The sequence below is a fragment of the Rhodococcus sp. PSi06 genome (assembly GCF_054960675.1).
The window spans coordinates 47082-63999 of the sequence record NZ_JBHNYO010000007.1; the positions used below are offsets into that span (position 1 = coordinate 47082).

Annotated in this window: 26 protein-coding genes; 15 read left to right on the plus strand and 11 right to left on the minus strand. The window is 62.9% G+C overall.

The window, feature by feature from the left end; all coding sequences use genetic code 11:
- Positions 1-10: 10 nt before the first annotated feature.
- Complete coding sequence (locus tag ACFI9K_RS10890) at positions 11-502, minus strand: VOC family protein (protein WP_462663504.1); 492 nt, start codon at positions 500-502, stop codon at positions 11-13.
- Between the two features lie 85 nt (positions 503-587).
- On the opposite strand from ACFI9K_RS10890, the gene ACFI9K_RS10895 reads away from it, so the two are divergent.
- From ACFI9K_RS10895 to ACFI9K_RS10905, 3 genes are read left to right on the plus strand one after another with little or no spacing between them, the layout of a single operon-like run.
- Positions 588-1040: a MarR family winged helix-turn-helix transcriptional regulator gene (locus ACFI9K_RS10895; RefSeq protein WP_462663505.1), complete on the plus strand. Its 453-nt coding sequence runs from the start codon at positions 588-590 to the stop codon at positions 1038-1040.
- Entirely contained in the window at positions 1037-1759 is a 723-nt protein-coding gene (locus ACFI9K_RS10900) for a pirin family protein (RefSeq protein WP_462663506.1), read from the plus strand. The genes ACFI9K_RS10895 and ACFI9K_RS10900 overlap by 4 nt, the downstream gene beginning before the upstream one ends.
- A 14-nt stretch (positions 1760-1773) precedes the next feature.
- Entirely contained in the window at positions 1774-2583 is an 810-nt protein-coding gene (locus tag ACFI9K_RS10905) for an alpha/beta fold hydrolase (RefSeq protein WP_462663507.1), read from the plus strand.
- A gap of 1 nt (position 2584) precedes the next feature.
- Here ACFI9K_RS10905 and ACFI9K_RS10910 read toward each other — a convergent pair whose 3' ends face one another.
- Entirely contained in the window at positions 2585-3019 is a 435-nt protein-coding gene (locus ACFI9K_RS10910; protein ID WP_462663508.1) for a MarR family winged helix-turn-helix transcriptional regulator, read from the minus strand.
- Positions 3020-3081: 62 nt separating this feature from the next.
- On the opposite strand from ACFI9K_RS10910, the gene ACFI9K_RS10915 reads away from it, so the two are divergent.
- The 3 genes from ACFI9K_RS10915 to ACFI9K_RS10925 are packed head-to-tail and all read left to right on the plus strand — an operon-like array spanning position 3082 to position 4301.
- Positions 3082-3444 (plus strand): VOC family protein, encoded by a 363-nt coding sequence (locus tag ACFI9K_RS10915; RefSeq protein ID WP_462663509.1) that lies wholly within the window; start codon positions 3082-3084, stop codon positions 3442-3444.
- 48 nt (positions 3445-3492) lie between these two features.
- Complete coding sequence (locus ACFI9K_RS10920; protein ID WP_462663510.1) at positions 3493-4080, plus strand: ArsR/SmtB family transcription factor; 588 nt, start codon at positions 3493-3495, stop codon at positions 4078-4080.
- 41 nt (positions 4081-4121) lie between these two features.
- The gene (locus tag ACFI9K_RS10925; RefSeq protein ID WP_462663511.1) at positions 4122-4301 is read left to right on the plus strand and encodes a hypothetical protein; all 180 of its coding nucleotides are present in this window, start codon (positions 4122-4124) and stop codon (positions 4299-4301) included.
- A gap of 10 nt (positions 4302-4311) precedes the next feature.
- On the opposite strand, the gene ACFI9K_RS10930 is transcribed toward ACFI9K_RS10925, so the two are convergent.
- Complete coding sequence (locus tag ACFI9K_RS10930) at positions 4312-4797, minus strand: GNAT family N-acetyltransferase (protein WP_462663512.1); 486 nt, start codon at positions 4795-4797, stop codon at positions 4312-4314.
- Positions 4797-5738: a DUF808 domain-containing protein gene (locus ACFI9K_RS10935; RefSeq protein WP_462663513.1), complete on the minus strand. Its 942-nt coding sequence runs from the start codon at positions 5736-5738 to the stop codon at positions 4797-4799. Before ACFI9K_RS10935 ends, ACFI9K_RS10930 begins: the two co-directional genes overlap by 1 nt.
- A 177-nt stretch (positions 5739-5915) precedes the next feature.
- On the opposite strand from ACFI9K_RS10935, the gene ACFI9K_RS10940 reads away from it, so the two are divergent.
- Positions 5916-6323: a hypothetical protein gene (locus tag ACFI9K_RS10940; RefSeq protein WP_462663514.1), complete on the plus strand. Its 408-nt coding sequence runs from the start codon at positions 5916-5918 to the stop codon at positions 6321-6323.
- Complete coding sequence (locus ACFI9K_RS10945) at positions 6320-6517, plus strand: helix-turn-helix transcriptional regulator (RefSeq protein WP_462663515.1); 198 nt, start codon at positions 6320-6322, stop codon at positions 6515-6517. The genes ACFI9K_RS10940 and ACFI9K_RS10945 overlap by 4 nt, the downstream gene beginning before the upstream one ends.
- A gap of 3 nt (positions 6518-6520) precedes the next feature.
- Here ACFI9K_RS10945 and ACFI9K_RS10950 read toward each other — a convergent pair whose 3' ends face one another.
- A complete protein-coding gene (locus ACFI9K_RS10950) occupies positions 6521-7741 on the minus strand; it encodes a pyridoxal phosphate-dependent aminotransferase (RefSeq protein WP_462663516.1) in 1221 nt (406 codons plus the stop codon).
- Complete coding sequence (locus ACFI9K_RS10955) at positions 7738-8679, minus strand: DMT family transporter (protein ID WP_462663517.1); 942 nt, start codon at positions 8677-8679, stop codon at positions 7738-7740. The genes ACFI9K_RS10950 and ACFI9K_RS10955 overlap by 4 nt, the downstream gene beginning before the upstream one ends.
- Here ACFI9K_RS10955 and ACFI9K_RS10960 point away from each other — a divergent pair.
- Positions 8678-10072, plus strand: a complete 1395-nt coding sequence (locus ACFI9K_RS10960) for an aminotransferase-like domain-containing protein (protein ID WP_462663518.1) — start codon at positions 8678-8680, stop codon at positions 10070-10072. The genes ACFI9K_RS10955 and ACFI9K_RS10960 overlap by 2 nt on opposite strands.
- Here ACFI9K_RS10960 and ACFI9K_RS10965 read toward each other — a convergent pair.
- On the minus strand, positions 10065-10352 hold the full coding sequence (locus tag ACFI9K_RS10965; RefSeq protein WP_462663519.1) for a PLD nuclease N-terminal domain-containing protein: 288 nt from the start codon (positions 10350-10352) through the stop codon (positions 10065-10067). The genes ACFI9K_RS10960 and ACFI9K_RS10965 overlap by 8 nt on opposite strands.
- A gap of 338 nt (positions 10353-10690) precedes the next feature.
- Here ACFI9K_RS10965 and ACFI9K_RS10970 point away from each other — a divergent pair, with 338 nt between their 5' ends.
- Complete coding sequence (locus ACFI9K_RS10970; protein WP_462663520.1) at positions 10691-10927, plus strand: hypothetical protein; 237 nt, start codon at positions 10691-10693, stop codon at positions 10925-10927.
- Positions 10928-10983: 56 nt separating this feature from the next.
- Positions 10984-11607 carry a luciferase domain-containing protein gene (locus ACFI9K_RS10975; protein ID WP_462663521.1) on the plus strand — a complete coding sequence of 208 codons (624 nt, stop codon included), beginning with the start codon at positions 10984-10986 and terminating at the stop codon, positions 11605-11607.
- Here the strand turns inward: ACFI9K_RS10975 and ACFI9K_RS10980 are convergent.
- The gene (locus tag ACFI9K_RS10980; RefSeq protein ID WP_462663522.1) at positions 11591-12109 is read right to left on the minus strand and encodes an HD domain-containing protein; all 519 of its coding nucleotides are present in this window, start codon (positions 12107-12109) and stop codon (positions 11591-11593) included. The genes ACFI9K_RS10975 and ACFI9K_RS10980 overlap by 17 nt on opposite strands.
- 193 nt (positions 12110-12302) lie before the next feature.
- Positions 12303-12923: a TetR/AcrR family transcriptional regulator gene (locus ACFI9K_RS10985; RefSeq protein WP_462663523.1), complete on the minus strand. Its 621-nt coding sequence runs from the start codon at positions 12921-12923 to the stop codon at positions 12303-12305.
- Positions 12924-12980: 57 nt separating this feature from the next.
- Between ACFI9K_RS10985 and ACFI9K_RS10990 the strand changes: the two genes are divergently transcribed.
- Complete coding sequence (locus ACFI9K_RS10990) at positions 12981-13415, plus strand: PaaI family thioesterase (protein WP_462663525.1); 435 nt, start codon at positions 12981-12983, stop codon at positions 13413-13415.
- A gap of 39 nt (positions 13416-13454) precedes the next feature.
- Positions 13455-13916, plus strand: coding sequence for a DUF6194 family protein (locus ACFI9K_RS10995; protein ID WP_462663526.1), 462 nt, complete (start codon positions 13455-13457; stop codon positions 13914-13916).
- On the opposite strand, the gene ACFI9K_RS11000 is transcribed toward ACFI9K_RS10995, so the two are convergent.
- Both ACFI9K_RS11000 and ACFI9K_RS11005 read right to left on the minus strand, forming a co-directional pair.
- Positions 13917-14822, minus strand: coding sequence for a transketolase family protein (locus tag ACFI9K_RS11000; protein WP_462663527.1), 906 nt, complete (start codon positions 14820-14822; stop codon positions 13917-13919).
- Positions 14822-15502 carry a thiamine pyrophosphate-dependent enzyme gene (locus ACFI9K_RS11005; RefSeq protein ID WP_462663528.1) on the minus strand — a complete coding sequence of 227 codons (681 nt, stop codon included), beginning with the start codon at positions 15500-15502 and terminating at the stop codon, positions 14822-14824. The genes ACFI9K_RS11000 and ACFI9K_RS11005 overlap by 1 nt, the downstream gene beginning before the upstream one ends.
- Positions 15503-15859: 357 nt before the next feature.
- Here ACFI9K_RS11005 and ACFI9K_RS11010 point away from each other — a divergent pair, with 357 nt between their 5' ends.
- A complete protein-coding gene (locus ACFI9K_RS11010; RefSeq protein ID WP_462663529.1) occupies positions 15860-16231 on the plus strand; it encodes a VOC family protein in 372 nt (123 codons plus the stop codon).
- Between the two features lie 12 nt (positions 16232-16243).
- Positions 16244-16753, plus strand: coding sequence for a putative immunity protein (locus tag ACFI9K_RS11015; protein WP_462663530.1), 510 nt, complete (start codon positions 16244-16246; stop codon positions 16751-16753).
- Positions 16754-16918 lie beyond the last annotated feature (165 nt).

Sequence of the window (16918 nt, forward strand, 5' to 3'; positions counted from 1 at the left end):
AGGTGGGTTCTCAGAGAACGTGTGAGCCGTACATCTCACCGAGCGGGTCGGCGATGAGCTCGAGCCGCGCGCCGTCGGGGTCGCGAAAGTAGAGCGAGACCTCGCTGTGCTCGATCAATTCGATTCCGGCGTCGATCAGCTTGGTACGCAGGTGCTCCCAGCGTGTGGGCTCGACACTGATGGCCACGTGGTGCAGCCCGCCGAGTACCTCCGCGTAAGGGCCGACGTCGAGGCCCGGGAAGTCGAAGAAAGCCAGCAGGTTGCTGTTGCCGATGTCGAAGAAGAAGTGCGAGGAGCCCGGATAGTCCCGATTCTCGATGAGCTCGGTGAGCGGGAACTCGAGCAGATCCTGGTAGAACCGCACGGTTGCCTCGACGTCGCTGCTGACCAGAGCGGTGTGATGGAGTCCGCGGGCCGACGATGCGGGCCGCTCGCCTGCAGGCTTCATGTACTGCTCACGAATGCGGTCGCGCTCTGTGGTGTGTAGGTCTGTCTCGGTCATCGCTCCACCCTCCGGTCAAGTAGTTGCTTCGTCAACTACTAAGAACAGTACACCGGTTAGTTGCGTTGTCAACTAGCATGGAGGCATGGGATCAACACGGTGGCTCGATGCCGACGAACAACAGGCGTGGCGCGCGTACCTCGATGCAACGCGGCTGCTGTTTCGCGACCTCGACAATCAACTCACACGCGACTCCGGAATCTCCTTCACCGACTTCGAGCTGCTGGTCGTGCTGTCGGAAGCGCCCGACCGTCGCCGACGAATGAGCGAACTGGCGGATGCCGTCACCACCACCCGCAGCGGCGTCACCAGGGCCATCAGTCGACTGGTCGACAACGGGTGGGTGGTCCGCGTCAAGTGCGACGACGACAAGCGCGGGATGTCCGCCGAGCTCACCGAGGCCGGCATGAACACCCTCGCCGCCGCCAGCCCGGGACACGTCGCGTCGGTGCGGGAGAATATGTTCGATCTGGTGGACCCCAAGGATCTCGCGGCTCTCACCCGTACGTTCACGGCGATGCGGAACCACGCGTCGTGACCGTCACTCACATACCCGGTGAACAACGACATCACTGGTGGAACGAGTGGCTCGACTCCAAACAGTCCTTTCCCGCCACCGGCAACTACGACCTCGCAGCCAACGCCCATGGGCTGCTCATGGTGCACAACGAGGACACGGTATTTCCCGGTGAGGGGTTCGACTCGCATCAGCACCAGAACATGGAGATTCTGACGTGGGTCCTCGAAGGGACGCTCGAGCACACCGATTCCCAGGGCAATACCGGACAGATTCGTCCCGGATTGATTCAGCGTATGAGTGCCGGTACCGGCATCCGCCACACCGAACGCAATGCGTCGAGTCTGACCAGCCGGGAGAAGTTACGCGTCGTACAGATGTGGATTCCACCGGACACCGACGGAACGAGTCCCTCCTACGAGGAGCTCGACGTGCAGGATCGATTGTCATCCGGTGAGCTCGTCGTCGTGGCCTCCGGTATGCCGGGCAAGAGCGGAGTGCGCATCGGAAACCGTTATGCAGCACTGCATGTTGCGCGGCTCGCGCCGGGACAATCGATCGTCGTTCCCGACGCGCCGTTCGGTCATGTCTTCATGGCCGACGGTTCCGCGGACTTCGAGGATGTCGGCAACCTCGCCCAAGGGGACGTGGTCCGACTCACGGCCACCGGCGGCCACCGTGTGACAGCATCGTCGGTGAGCGAAGTCCTGATCTGGGAAATGCACGCTGAGTTCGCCTGACAGAAAGATCCGCCATGCCGTCCGTTGTCACCGACGACTCCGTCACTCTGAGCTACCTCGACGAGGGGACCGGCCCCGTCGTGGTTCTCATCGCCGGCTTCTGCGCTCCCGCCACCACGTGGGCACTGCAGCAGAAGTCATTGGTGGCGGCCGGGTACCGGGTGTTGGCTCTCGATCGACGCGGTCATGGGGCATCGCAAGCGCCGACCCACGGCGCATCCATGACAAGGCACGGGCGCGACGTCGCGAACTTTCTCACCGAGGTGAACGTCGACGAGGCCGTCTTGATCGGTGGATCCATGGGGGCCAACACCATCTGGTCGTACGTCTCGCAGTTCGGCACCGACCGCGTGCGCGCCGTGGTCTCGGTGGATCAGACGCCGAAGATGGTGAACAGCGCAGACTGGTCGAACGGCTTCTACGGGCTCACCGAAGAGAATCGAACGACGTTCTTCGACAACGGAATACCCGATACGGGCCATGGCCGCCCCCAATGGAAGTCCATTCCATCGCTGTTGAAACTCGTGGTGGCACTGCGCTCGATGCCGAAAATGGCCTCACCCGATACTGCTCCGATGAAGGCGCTGCTCATCGATCACGCGGCGCAGGATTGGCGCGCAACCATAGCGGCAGTGGACAAGCCGTACCTGATGATCGCCGGCCACGACAGCCAATTCTGGCCTGCTGCACACGCTTCGGATTCGGTGGATCTCAATCCGCTCGGCCGTTCGGTAGTCCTGCAGAACTGCGGTCACGCCGCCAACCTGGATCGGCCGAAAGAGTTCGACGCGGCGATGCTGGAGTTTCTCGACTCGATCCGGTGAGTCACGACTGCCGGTGCTCGCCCAACGACTCCGAACACACAACGAGATTGCGGTGCAGCGATTCTCGCTCCTGTGCGGAGAGCGCGGCGATCATGGTGTGCTCCACGGCAGCCACTGCCGCCGACGCCTGCCGCAAGCGCTCCCTGCCCTTCGACGTGAGGTGCAGTCGCTGATCTCGGCCGACCCCCTCGATCTCCACCAAACCCTCGCGCGTGAGACCGGCCAACAACTGATGGGTCGCCTGCCGGCTGACGAACACAGCACGTGCGAGCTCGGCATTGGACAGGCCGGGCCTGTGCGCGAGCAGTTCCAGGCTCGAATACTGCGAGACCGTGATGTCGAGCTCGCGTAGGCATTCGTCCATCGCCGCACGCAGGGCAGACGTTGCTCGCTTGAGGGCGTAACCGATCGAGGTATCGACATCCACTTGACTCATGTCAACATCTTGACATAGATTCCGTTCGTCAAGAACTTGACGAACCATCGAAAGGACCCGACATGACTGTTTCCGGACCGAGCTTCCTCTCCCTGCAAGTACGCGACCTCACCGTCAGCGCAGACTTCTACGCATCGCAGTTGGGCCTCGTCCGCGCTCCCCAGGCACCTCCCGGCGCGGTGGTGTTCACGACGTCGCCGATACCGTTCGCCGTCCGAAGCCCAGCTGCCGGAACCGATCTGGACAGTGGCCGGCCCGGTCTCGGGGTCGCACTGTGGCTCGCGTGCAACGACGCCGCGGCTCTGCACGAGTCGCTCGCGGCCGCAGGAGTCACGATTGTCACTCCACCCTTCGACGGGCCGTTCGGGAAAACTTTCGTGTTGCGCGACCCCGACGGATACGACGTCACCCTGCACAGCAGCTAGTTCCGAAAGAACTATTGCGAAATATTTCTTTCGGGTTATGGTTGGTGCATGAGCCCACCGCCACCGCCCCGGACACCTCGCAAGCTGACGGACATGTCCGAGCTCAAAGCACTGACGCACCCCATCCGGTTGCGCCTGCTCTACGCACTGCGAGCCAACAAGTCGATGACGGCAACCCAGCTAGGCGATCTGATGGACGAGTCACCTGCATCGGTGAGCTACCACCTCCGCAAGCTCGCCGAGCACGGGTTCGTGAAGGAGGTCGAGAACGGATCGGACAGACGTCAACGCTGGTGGGCCGAGGCCCACGAAGGTGGGTTCAGCTGGTCGGAGAACGACTTCTCGGACTCGCCCGAATCGATGTCGGTTGCCAAGGCGTCCAAGGATTCCTGGCTGGCGCATCAATGGTCTCGGCTGCGCGACTTCGACCGAACCTCGGAATCCTGGGGGCCGGAGTGGGTGGCGGCGGCATTCAGTAGCGACGACGTTCTGCGGCTCACCGCGGAAGAGACGAAGACCATGGGCACGGAGATGCGCGCGGTGATCGACAAGTGGCGTCGACACGGCGAGAACGCGACCTCGGAAGAACGCGAACACGTCATGGTCCTGATGCACGGATTCCCCACCACACCATAGGAGTTGGCATGTATCCGTTCGATCCGCACACATATCTCTTCATGACAAAGCTGGATCGCGATCGGCACGTGCTTCTCGCCGAGCGGCGCAGGCTCGCTGCGGCGCAGAAGCGTCTCCGGCGCGACGAACTGCGCGTTCAGAAGGCGTGGGACGAGCTGACGGCATCGCTCGCCGATGTCTCCATGTCCGAGCGACGAGTCCTGGAGCTGGCTCGTCGATAACGGAAGTCGTTCAGGAAAGATGCTTCTCGAGCCACACCTCGGCGTAGGGTTCGCCGTTGAAGGCAGGGACGTCGACGTAGCCCAGCCGCGAATACAAGCGGCGAGCCTCGATCAGATCGGCTCGGGTATCCAGTCGTATCGTCGTTCGATGCGAGTCCAGGACTGCTCCCTCGACGAACTCCACGATCGACGCGCCCACCCCGTTCCCACGGGCACGGGCGTCGACGAAAACCCGCGTGAGCTCGGCGACGTCGTCGGACACGAAACGTGCACCTGCACAACCCACTAGTTCCGAGCCGAGATACGCGACGACGAGCAGACCCGATTCCCCGACAAGGTCGTCACTGGGCTCGTCGAGCATGACTTGTCGCACTTCCTCTTCCGACGCCTCGCGGCCGTAGAAGCGTACGACGATATCGACGTTGTAGCGATACAGAATGTCGAGTGCCGGCTCGGACGATGGATGAACGACGGCGAATGTTGCCGGTACCGGCACTACTTCGCGACGGACCGCTTGGCCAGCAACTTCGAGATTCCGAGCTGCGCAACCACGATGACGAAACCGACGATCGCACCGATGACGGCCGACGCGAGAGTGTTGACGATCCATGCCAGCACTCCGCCGATACCGGCGACCCCGCGCACCGCATCCTCCCCGTGGTGCACGAGTTCGTAGATGGGATGGAAACCGAGTTCGTCGATGCCCACCAGCAGAATGTGTCCGCCGACCCACAGCATTGCCGCGGTGCCGACGACCGATAGCACTGCCATCACCTTCGGCATGCCCTTGACCAGCCCGCGGCCGAACTTCTCGACGAAACCGGACGAGCCCTCCGCCAGTTTCAGACCGATATCGTCCATCTTGACGATCAGTGCCACCACGCCGTAGACGACGAAGGTGATCACCACGGCCACGACCGCCAGAATGATCAGGCGACTCCAGAAGCCCTCGCTCGCAATGGTGTCGAGGGCGATGACCATGATCTCGGCCGAGAGGATCAGGTCGGTGCGAACGGCACCGGACACCACGCTGTCCTCGTCCCGCGGCTCGTCCTCCGCGTCGGCGTGATGATCGCCGTGGCCGAACAGTGCTCCCCAGATCTTGTGCGCCGCCTCGTAGCTGAGGTAGCAGCCACCCAACATCAGGATCGGCGTCAGCAGCCACGGCAGGAACTGACTGAGCAGCAGGGCGATCGGCAGAATGATCAGCAGCTTGTTGCGAAGCGAGCCGACGGCGATGCGCTTGATGATCGGCAGTTCTCGCTCGGCCGCGAGGCCGCGGACATACTGCGGGGTCACCGCCGCGTCGTCGATCACGACACCGGCGGCCTTGGCCGTCGCTTTGCCGGTAGCGGCTCCCACGTCGTCGATCGACGCTGCGGCCAACCGTGCCAGCGCGGCCACGTCGTCGAGCAGGGCTACCAGTCCGCCGGCCATCAGTGACCTCCGAGTGAAGACGAATGCACGGTCAGGCTCCTAGGGCTGAGTACGACGCCGAAATCCGGCAATCCACGTGCTCGAACCATACCGCCAGAACCTCGCCCTGGACCACACATCGGACGTCGATGTATGGTTTCCTATACGTATAGTGAACTATCCACGAAGGGGCGTTCGATGACACTCAGATGGATGTCGGTGGTCGGTATCGGCCTGGCCACGGCCACGGCAACAGCACTGCTCGCCTGGCTGGTCTCACCCGTCGCTCCCGGGATCTCCGCGCTGGTGTTCGGGGTGGCAGCGCTGCCCTTCGGCGCGATGCTGGGCTGGATACTGTTCGTCGCGCCGGCCACCGCCGACCAGACCTACACCTCGGGCGACAGCATCGAAAGCCATTGGACAACAGCTGCGTCGAGCGGTACGGCCACCGATCTGGTGACCGTACTGGGGCTCACTCTCGCGGTGGTGTCCATTGCCCGCGTCGATCCGCCGGCCACGCTGCTGTTGACCGGGCTGTTGCTCGCTGCCTTCGCATCGTTCACTGCGCGGTACGCTTTCGCGCGCTACCGGGCCCTGTCCGAGTGAAGAACGATGTTCGACGGCGTCGCAACGAGATGGGCTGGTCTCAGAACGAACTGGCCGAACGCATCGACGTCACCCGCCTGACCATCATCTCGATCGAGAAGGAGCGATTCGACCCGAGCCTGCCCGTCGCTTTTCGGCTGGCCTCGGTTTTCGGCTGCACCATCGAGGATCTGTTCGAGCCGGACCCGACCTGAACCTCACTGCGAGTACGAGCTCATGAAGTTGCCGAGACGCTCGAGCGCCGTTGCGAGGTCGTCGACGTTGGGCAACGTGACGAGTCGGAAGTGATCGGGCACATCCCAATTGAAGGCTCGGCCGTGACTGACGAGAATCTTCTCCGACTCGAGTAGGTCGAGTACGAACTTCTCGTCGTCGACGATACCGAAGCGTTCGGTGTCGAGTTTCGGGAACATGTACAGCGCGCCCGCTGCTTGCACGCAGCTGATTCCGTCGATGGAATTGAGCATGCGATGGGCCAGGTCACGTTGCGCTGTCAGTCGTCCGGCCGGGAGCAGTAGATCCTCGATCGACTGCCGTCCACCGAGCGCGGTCTGTATTGCATGTTGTGCAGGCACATTCGCGCACATGCGCATGTTGGACAGCAGGGTGATGCCCTCGATGAAACTCGCCGCCCGTCGACGCGGACCGGTGATCGCGAGCCACCCGGCCCGAAAGCCGCACACCCGGTACGCCTTGGACAGGCCCGAATAGGTCAGACACAGAACGTCTTTACCCGCGAGAGTCGCCAGGTTCGTCATCTCCGCACCGTCGTAGACGATCTTCTCGTAGATCTCGTCGGCGAGCAGTATCAGATCGTGTTCACGGGCAAGATCGACGAATCGCTGCAGTGCCTCGCGTGAATACACAGCCCCTGTCGGGTTGTTGGGATTGATCACCACGATCGCGCGGGTGCGGGGCGTGATCTTGGCTTCGAGATCCTCGAAGTCCGGGGCCCAGTCCTGCGTCTCGTCCGCCAGGTAGTGCACGGGCGTACCCCCGGCGAGAGCCACCGAGCCCGTCCACAGCGGGTAGTCGGGGGAGGGAATCAGGATCTCGTCCTCCGGGTTGCACAGCGCCTGCATCGTCATGGTGATCAGCTCGGAGACACCGTTGCCCAGGTAGACATCGCCGACGTCGAGGTCCGTCAAGCCCTTGGTCTGGTAGTACTGCACCACGGCGGTGCGTGCCGAGAACAAACCGCGCGAGTCGGAATACCCCTGCGCGGTAGGCAGATTGCGGATGATCGCCATCATGATCTCGTCGGGTGCCTCGAAGCCGAACGGGGCCGGGTTGCCTACGTTGAGGCGCAGGATCTTGTGCCCTTGCTCCTCGAGCTCCTCCGTCTTGTCCAGGATGCGGCCTCGGATGTCGTAGCGAACATTCTCGAGTTTGCGTGCCTGATCGATCGATCGCGTCATGACGAAAATTCCTCCTGTCGAACGGACGGCGACATCCGGGTTCGGACCGCCACTGTTGCACATGTGATGACTGCTGCTCCACCCCCGACCACCGGCCACGTCAACCCCTCGCGCAGGATGACCGCGGCCCAACAGATGGTGAGCACCGGTTGAATCAGCTGTATCTGGCTCACGCTCGACATGGGGCCAATGGCCAGGCCTCGGTACCAGGCGAAGAATCCGAGGTACATGCTCACCACCGCCAGGTAGGCGAACGATGCCCATACGGGCGCACCTGCTGTCGACGGTTGCGTCCACCAAGACCAGGCGGCCAGAGCGCCGGTCACCGGAATGCTGACCACCAGAGCCCACGAGACCGTCTGCCAGGCCCCGAGTTCGCGGGCCAGCAGGCCTCCCTCGGCGTACCCGACCGCGGCTGCGACCACCGCCCCGATGAGCAACAGGTCCGACCACCCGAGACCGGTCAGCCGACCACCCTGAACGGCCGCAAAACCGACCGCGACGGCAGCGCCCATGGCTGCGACGAGCCAGAACATCGGCCGGACACGTTGACGTTCTCGCAGGACCGCGGCGACAGCGGTGGCGGCCGGGAGCAGGGCAATGACGACAGCGCTGTGACCGGCCGATGCCGTGGTGAGGGCGTACGAGGTGAGAACCGGAAAACCGACGACGACACCGGCCGCGATCACGGCCAGCCGAACCCACTGCCCACCCTGGGGAAGCCGTTGTCTCGTCGCCGCCAGCGCTACCGCCGCCAATGCAGCTGCGAACACGGCACGCCCGGTGCCCACGAACAGCGGCACCAGACCTCCGGTGACGGCGACACGAGTGAGCGGAACGGTGAACGAGAACGCCGTGACGCCCGCCAGGCCCCACAACACTCCAGCGCGCGATAGCGGGTTCACCCCGGAAGGAGTAGCGCTACTATGCTGTGTCATGTCTGACGATAGCAGTTCACGGATCGTGGCCGCACTGAAGCAATGGATCGCGACCGCGCCCCCCGAGGCGAAGCTTCCGTCCACCCGCTTCCTGGTGACCCAGCATTCGGCCAGCCCGGTCACGGTGCAGAAGGCACTACGGACCCTCACCGCGCATGGCGTCATCGAAAGCCGTCCCGGTGTCGGCACTTTTGTCAGAGCCATACGTACGGCTCGGCCCAACGACTACGGCTGGCAGACAGCGGCTCTGGGCGCGCCGGGCAACCGACTACAACTTCCGGCCGCGCTACAGTCCACATCGAGCGATGTGATTGCACTGCATTCAGGCTACCCGGCTCGGGAGTTGTTGCCGGAGAGACTCGTTCACGCCGCATTCACTCGCGCATCCCGTACCGACGCAGTGATAGCTCGGCCCCCGACCGCCGGACTGCCCGAATTGCGGGCATGGTTCGCCGCGGAATTGGGGGCATCGACGCCGGTGGGCGTTACTCCGCCGTCGGCCAGCGATGTTGTCATCATCCCCGGTAGCCAGACCGGCCTCAGTACCGCATTCCGTGCGCTCGTCGGTGCAGGCCGTCCGCTGCTGATGGAATCGCCGACATATTGGGGTGCGATTCTCGCCGCCACCCAGGCGGGCGTCCGCGTCGTACCAGTTCCCAGCGGCGTAGACGGCCCCGACCCCGATGCACTGGCGCAGGCGTTCGTGCGCACCGGTTCTCGGGCGTTCTACGCCCAACCCACGTTTGCCAGCCCCACCGGAGCCCACTGGTCGCCGAGCCTCGGTGAGCAGGTTCTCGACACCGTTCGCAAACATGGAGCGTTCTTGATCGAGGACGACTCGGCTCATGATTTCGGTATCACCGCCGAGCCGAATCCGTTGGCTGCGCGTGACGATGCCGGACATGTGGTCTACCTACGATCGCTCACCAAGACGGTGTCGCCGTCGGTTCGATTGGCAGGCTTGATCGCTCGCGGCCCCGCACACGAGCGAATCCTTGCCGACACCGGTGCCGAATCCATGTACGTCAGTGGGATCCTGCAGGCAGTCGCGCTGGACGTGGTGACGCAACCCGCATGGCGTACGCATCTACGGCATCTGCGCACGCAGTTGGCTTCTCGCCGAGACTTGTTGGCAAACAGCCTGATCGAGTTCGCCCCCCGTGGTCATCTCGATGCCGTACCGCGTGGCGGTCTCAATCTGTGGATGCGCCTGCACGATGACGTCGACCTGGAACAAATTGTGCAGCAATGTAAATCCGCCGGTGTGATCGTCGGAGCCGGAAACGACTACTTCCCCGCCGAACCCACCGGTAAATATCTTCGCCTCAACTATGCCGGCCCCAACCCGGGCGAATTTCCCGATGCTGCGCGCACGATCGGGTCCATCATCTGAGGCCGTGGGATACATCCACGGCGAACGTCGACTTGCGACCCCACACGAACCAGACCAGGGGACCGAGGAAGGGGAACGCCAGTACGACGAAGATCCACACTGCCCGTCCGGCGACGGTGTAGTTGGGGGAACGAATGATGCTGACCAACGCGGCGATGAACAAGAACACCGCGCCGAATGTCAGTACCAGAGCGATCACCAGGCCCAAGGTTCCCAATCCCACACCGAGCACCTGCTCGGTGGTCGACGGTTGCTGAGAGAGAAATGTTACGACCTGCACGACGGCTCCTCCGCGCTCGAAGTTTCGATGACCCTACCGACGGTACGAGTGGAGAATCGTCTGCACATCGGTCTACGCGGGTATCTCGCCGTACATCCGAAGATGTACGTGTAGCCGTCGGAGTCAGGGCCGGCCATTGAGTCGAACGAACGACAACAGTCTTTGGGGCACAGGGCTTTCGGTCTCGAAGAATCATCCGAACGTGGGATATTCGATCCGATGGCATCGTGTCACGATCGCCGAGACGGACAGCCCGTCATGTACTTCGGTGGAGGAATTGTGTCGAGCAAGCCTCCACGCAGTCGGGTGAGGAGGGCGTCACAGAGACCCTCCACGAGTTGGGCCGAACCGGACCGACCTCGTTCGTCCTCAGCTACGACACCGTGGACGTTCCCGATCAGATCGAGGTTTTCTACCAGGGTGCGCTGATCCACAACACCGGCTATGTCGGCGGCAGCACCGGCGTCGACTCGGTGGTGGTAGCAGTTCCGGCCGGCACCGCCACAGCTGTGCTGGTCCGCGTCACCGGACCTGTCGGAACAGTCTGGACCTACACCGTCGGCTGCCCGGCCTGAGTCTGCGCTTCCCCTCGGGTTACGTTGGTCTGGACCTACGTGACTCGGGGGGAATTGTGCAGCGCGTCAAGAACGACTACACCGCGTGGATGGAACTGGGGCCTGGGGGACTTCCGGCCAATGTCGCCGGCTGGCTGATCACCACCGCCCTGAGGCCATGTGCGCGACGCGACCCACTCACCGTCGACGGCGCGTCCGGCACCGGTCTGCACTGGCAACTCGAACCCCGCCCCGGAAAACGGCCGTCGATGGCACCGTATCCGATTCCACATCGCCAGCTCACCGAGCGAGGTACACCTGCCCTGATCGACCGGCTGACTGCTGCTGTCACCGCCGAGGCCGCGTCGGACCGGCCGTTTCATCTGGCGCGCAGTCGATTCGAGCGTAGGGGCGATGCCCTGTATCTGTCCGACCTCCGCTCTGCTTCGCCCTGGATCTCTCGAACCAAAGGCGAGATCGTGCACGTACACGACACCGAGGGTTCGCTGCACGTCGTCCTGCAGCCGGACGACGCGCAGACCGTCGTTTCTGCGGGATGGGGCGAACTGCACCCGCTGGCCGGACGCGCCGTGTTCGGACTACCCGAGACCTACGTCTTCCTGTACGCACCGAGAGATTCCGACGACGCCCAGATGATCGAGCAGATCATCCACCGCGCGACGGCTACTTCGACGATGTGACTCTGCGTTCCAGTGGATTGGTCTTCATCGCCAGATACATTCCTGACCGCCACAGCGTCGCGGCCGTCGACTTCGGCCGCGTCTTGCTTTCGACTCTCATCCTGGTGGCGAACTCCACGACGAAACCCTGTCGCGAATAGCGAGATTCGACGGCATCGAGGCAGTGCGGATCGACGTCTCGAACCCTGCGGCCACTGACGTCCAGGTGTGCAGCGTCGTGCAGCAGCGCCGCCTCCGAATGTTTCGGTGTCGCGACGTCCATGTGCCTGGCTATCGCCTCGTGGACCATCTGTGCCGTTCGATCGTCGCCTTCGTGACAACGGACGAACTCTTCGGCTCGCTCGGCACCGATGAGCGCAAAACATCCGGCCACCGGGTTCCGTTCTGCGCCGAGAGCAATGTCATGCAACAGGCACGCGAGGTACAGCGCCTCCCTATCCGCTCGTAGACCATCGATGTCCGCAAAGGCCGATGCGTACTGAAAACACCGCATGCTGTGCATGAACACGGGTGTGGTCAGACACTCCCTCGCTTCCTCCAGCGCTTCCCGGCACAACTTCGAATCCGGGCCATCGACTATGTGCCATGCAGCATCCGACGAACGTCGCCGGGAACCGAGCACAGTACCGGGCAACTGCGCGAGTTGTTCTTGCACGGCCGATCCCACGATTTCGGCGCGACGTCTTGCGCTGAGATCACCGGGTTTCATCGGACGCCCCGTTCAGGTGACGGAGCATGTCCGACCGCGTGATCGCGAGCATCGCGTCGAGCATGGGTTGATCGACGATGCGTCGTTGACGCAGTGCCAGAGCGCCGTTCATTGCTGCCCAGGCATTGAGAACCAATGCACGCGGGACGACGTCGGCGCCGGCATCCACCACCGCACGCGTCACCGAATCGATGAGTTCACCGAGTGCTGTGTCGATCTTCTTCTTCGCCTCACCGACCGACGCGGACTCGGACTTGTCCACATCCGTCAGCGCCAGCAGGCGCAATGCGAGTGGGTTGTCGCGGTGAAATTCGATGTACCGGTCGAGAAATTCGGCAACCACGTGCGCAGAATCGACCGCATCCGTGGGTGCAGTCATCTCCTCCGCGTGGCTTCGGGCGGTTTGCCACGCGAGGGCGGCGTAGACATCCGCCTTGCCGGCGGGGAAGTTTGCGTAGATCGAACTCACCGCCACATCGGCTGCCGTGGCCAGCATTTCGATCGTGGTTCCGCGATATCCGTGACGCAGAATGAGTGAGCGAGCACCGTCGAGCACGGCGGTATGTGTTCGACGTTTCCGCTTGTCGCTGGGGGTGTCCAAGACCATGTCAATATCGTAGTCTGATTCCGATAACGGAATCAAATTAGGATAGAGGAGTTCGAGATGGCGAACAATGAGTCACCGGCCCCGAAGAGCGGTAGCGCGGCAATGGTCACCTTCCTACCGCAGTCACCTTTCGTACAGCAGCTGGGAATCGAGCTGATCGATATCGACGAAGGTGCCGCTCGACTTCGACTGGCGTACCGAGACGAATTGTCGACCGTGGGCGAGATGCTGCACGGGGGTGTGATCGCCGGCTGCATCGACATCGGCATCATGACTGCGGCGTGGGCGGGAGCTGCAGTCCCCGAGAAGCTTCGGGGCGTAACAGTATCCATGTCGGTGCAGTTCTTGGAGCCTGTATACGCCGAGGGCATCGACATCGTCGGCACGCGGTTGCACGGCGGGCGGAGCCTGAAGACGTGCCGAGTCGATATCGTCGGTACAGAATCCGGTCGCCTCGTAGCGACCGGTACGGGAACATACAAAGTGGGGTGAGTGCTGGGCAAAAGCTGCAGAACGTGTGACGATCGATCCATGACTTTCGACGACATCGTCAACCTGGTCGGCAGTTTCGACAGCACGCTGGCGCAGCGGCCCCGAGAAGGCGATGGGACTCCGGAACTCGCGTGGGGGGATGCGTTCTTCTACTATTCGCCGGACGGGACTGTTCCGACGTCCACCCAGCCTTTCGCAACCATCGTGACGAAGAATTACCCGGGTGACGAATTGTCTCGGCTGGACCGGCCGGACGCGTTCCGCGTCAATGTCGTTGCGACGAAGCAGGAATTCGAGCAGCTGTTGGGTGTCGCTCCGCGCGACGCAGCTCATGCACCCCAGGCCGATACCGACGACACCCTTGCCGCCCATCCTCAGTACGGCACCGCCGGCTGGTTGTCGGTGGTCAACCCGTCTTCGAAGACCGGATCGCAGATCGAAGAACTGCTCGAGTCCGCTTACGGCGTCGCCAAGGCCAGGTACGAGCGCCGCCGACACTGATCACGCGAAGAAGTCGTCCATCGATCGGGACAGCCCGTCGAGGCCGTTGGCTCGGTCGTGCTGGGCCACCGTGCCGTACTTCCTTCGCTCTCCGGGCTCCACCCCGAGTCCCATCACCCGATGCCGGATGTCTGCTACTGCCCGATCGATCTGCGGCACAGAGGTTCCCGCGAGATAGGGCTCGACGATCATGATGTCCGGCGCAGTCAGCGTCGCACGCAGGGTGGTGCCTTCGAACGGCCTGACCGTCGACGAGTGCAGCACAGTCACGTCACGTCCACGGGCGGCGGCCAGGACGCGATCCGTCATCGGACCGACCGAGATCACAGTGCCCGAATTCCCCTGTTGCAGAACGGTCATCGAACCGTCGGTACGGGCGTGAGGATGATCGTTCGAGACGCCGTCCAACCTGATGTAGACGCGGTCCATTGATGCGGCCGCAGCGCGCAGCATCCATTCGACTTCGTCGACATGTCCCGGCACGTGCACCGTCCACCCGTCCAGAGTGTCCAGTAGTGCGACGTCCCGTTGACCGAAATGCGTCTCACCACCCTGCGGCCACCCGTAGGACCCACCGGAGCTGACCAACACAGCGCCGACGTCCTGATGCCCCAGGTCGAGTTTCACCTGTTCGAAGGGCCGCTCGATCAGAAAGGGCGGAAATGTGTGCACGATCGGACGTAGGCCCGCGAGCGCCATCCCGCCTGCGACACCGATCATCGCCTGCTCTCGAATACCCACGTTGACCACCCGCGGTCGAATATCAGGAGTGAGGTGCGGCTCGAGATAGGCGACACCGATCTCGGCCAATACCAGCACGATTCGCTCGTCTCGGGCAAGCAGCTCGGGCATCAGTCGATAGAACGACTCACGTTGATCCGAAGTCCTGTTCATGGTCGACGTCATCAGCTCTCCTTCTTCTCGACGTGGGCAACCACCAAGCGCGGACCGTTGTCGTCTTCGGTAAGAAACGCCCGCCGCAGTGCACTGTGGTCTCGTCCGTCGACGTCGGAGGTCGTCCACCCCTCGACGGCGAATCGCGACGCGATGCCACCGGGCCAACCCAAGCCCGCAGAATTGTTGTCTATCACCACCGCCGTCAGATTTCCCAGCTGCGATCGGGCCGCGAACTGAATGGCCTCCATGTTGCTGCCCTCGTCGAGCTCCGCGTCACCGATCATCACGAACACCCGCCCTGGGCTTCGTCGAATGCGCAGCGCCACAGCAGTTCCGGCGGCCAATGCCAGACCATGGCCGAGAGACCCGGATCCGATATCGACACCGGTGACCAGCGTGCGATCCGGATGACTACCCAGGGGCGAGTGGTAGCTGCCGAACGATTCGAGCTCGCTGCGCGACAGGAACCCCCGCGCCGCCAACACTGCGTAGTACGCCATCGGACCATGCCCCTTCGAGAGGTAGAACCGGTCGCGATCGGGATCGTCCGGTCTTGCCGGGTCGAGTCGGAGCACATCGGAGTACAGCACCCACAGCACGTCGAGCGTGGATGTGGCGCTGGCACCGTGCTTTTCGTCACCCGTCATCAGCGTCATGAGTCGGGGTAACTCGTCGAAGGTCATCTGCATGAGACCACCCTGCAACCTCGAGTGCACTCGAGGTCAAGGGCGGCTGCTTCTCGAAGGTGCGCTCAACGTCCACTATTTCGATGCCGAGTCGCTTTCCCGATTCGCGGTCCGAATTGTGGACGCTGAGGACACCACCGATGACCAAGTTGTTACTATTGCGAATAACCGGATCCTTTCGTAGGGTGGATGCGACCCCTAGCAGGCAGGACCTCGCAATGGTTTTCAATCCACCCCGAACGTGGTTCGGTGAGAAGCGCCACGGCTGGGGAATCAGCCCGCACACCTGGGAGGGCTGGCTACTCCTGGTCATCTTTGTGATTGTCCTTGTCACGCTGGGAGCCACCGTATTCTCGTGACATGTCGCGCCCACACCTCGACGTAGCGGGGATATCCATCGACTGCTCCGAGCCAGCGGTGCTCGCTCGCTTCTACCTCGCACTTCTCGGCGGAGAACTGCTGTGGGAGAACTCCGAGAGCGCCGGGTTCAGAACGCAGGCAGGTCTGAACCTCGTCGCGCAGCGTGTATCGAACTACGTTCCGCCCCAGTGGCCTTCGTCGTCCATCGTGCATTTCGATCTGAACGCGGGAGCCGACCTCGCCGTATCCGTCGCCTACGCAGTCGAATGTGGGGCAACCGAAGCAGCAGAACAGCCCGATGCGCGATGGCGCGTTCTGCTCGACCCTGCCGGACACCCGTTCTGCATCACCACAGAGGTGTACGACGGTTGAGGCTATTTTGAGATGGGCGACCCAGCTGAAGTGGAGTTGACCCTCGACGACATTCAGAATGTGGCCGCCTTCGCAGCGGCCTGTGCGCGTCGCGCTCTACCGATTTTCGAGATGTCCCGTCCCCACGATTCGCGTCCGGGCTCGGCGATCGACGGTGCTGAGGCGTTTGCCGAGACCGGCCACCGAACGGCGGAGCTACGCCGACTCGCCTGGGACGCGCACAAGGCCGCCCGCGAGGTGACGGAATCCGCGGCGACGGATGCCGCTCTTGCTGCCATGCATGCGGCCGGGGCCGCGTTCCTCCATCCCCTGTACAGCCCCCATCAGGTCAAGCACATCCTGGGATCGGCTGTGCATCTGGTGCTGACGGACTCCGAAGCTGTTGCAGAGCATGTCGAATGGATCCTCGACAACAGTGTCCCTGAAGTTCGAGAGGTTCTGCGACGATTCCCACAACCCGCCGCCGGGCGAACGAAATTCGGCATGCTGCTCGTCCAACTCGATACCGAATTGCGACGCTGACGCGTTGTCCGAATGACGAGGCGATGACAGCATCGAGAACATGAACGCCCGCAAACGCCCATGGCCTCGATATGCGCTGGTCGCTCTCGCGGTTTTCCTCGTGTTCTCAGCGATCAGCGACATCGTGTCCGATCCTTCTGTCTGGAACTGGTCGAAGCTCGCAGT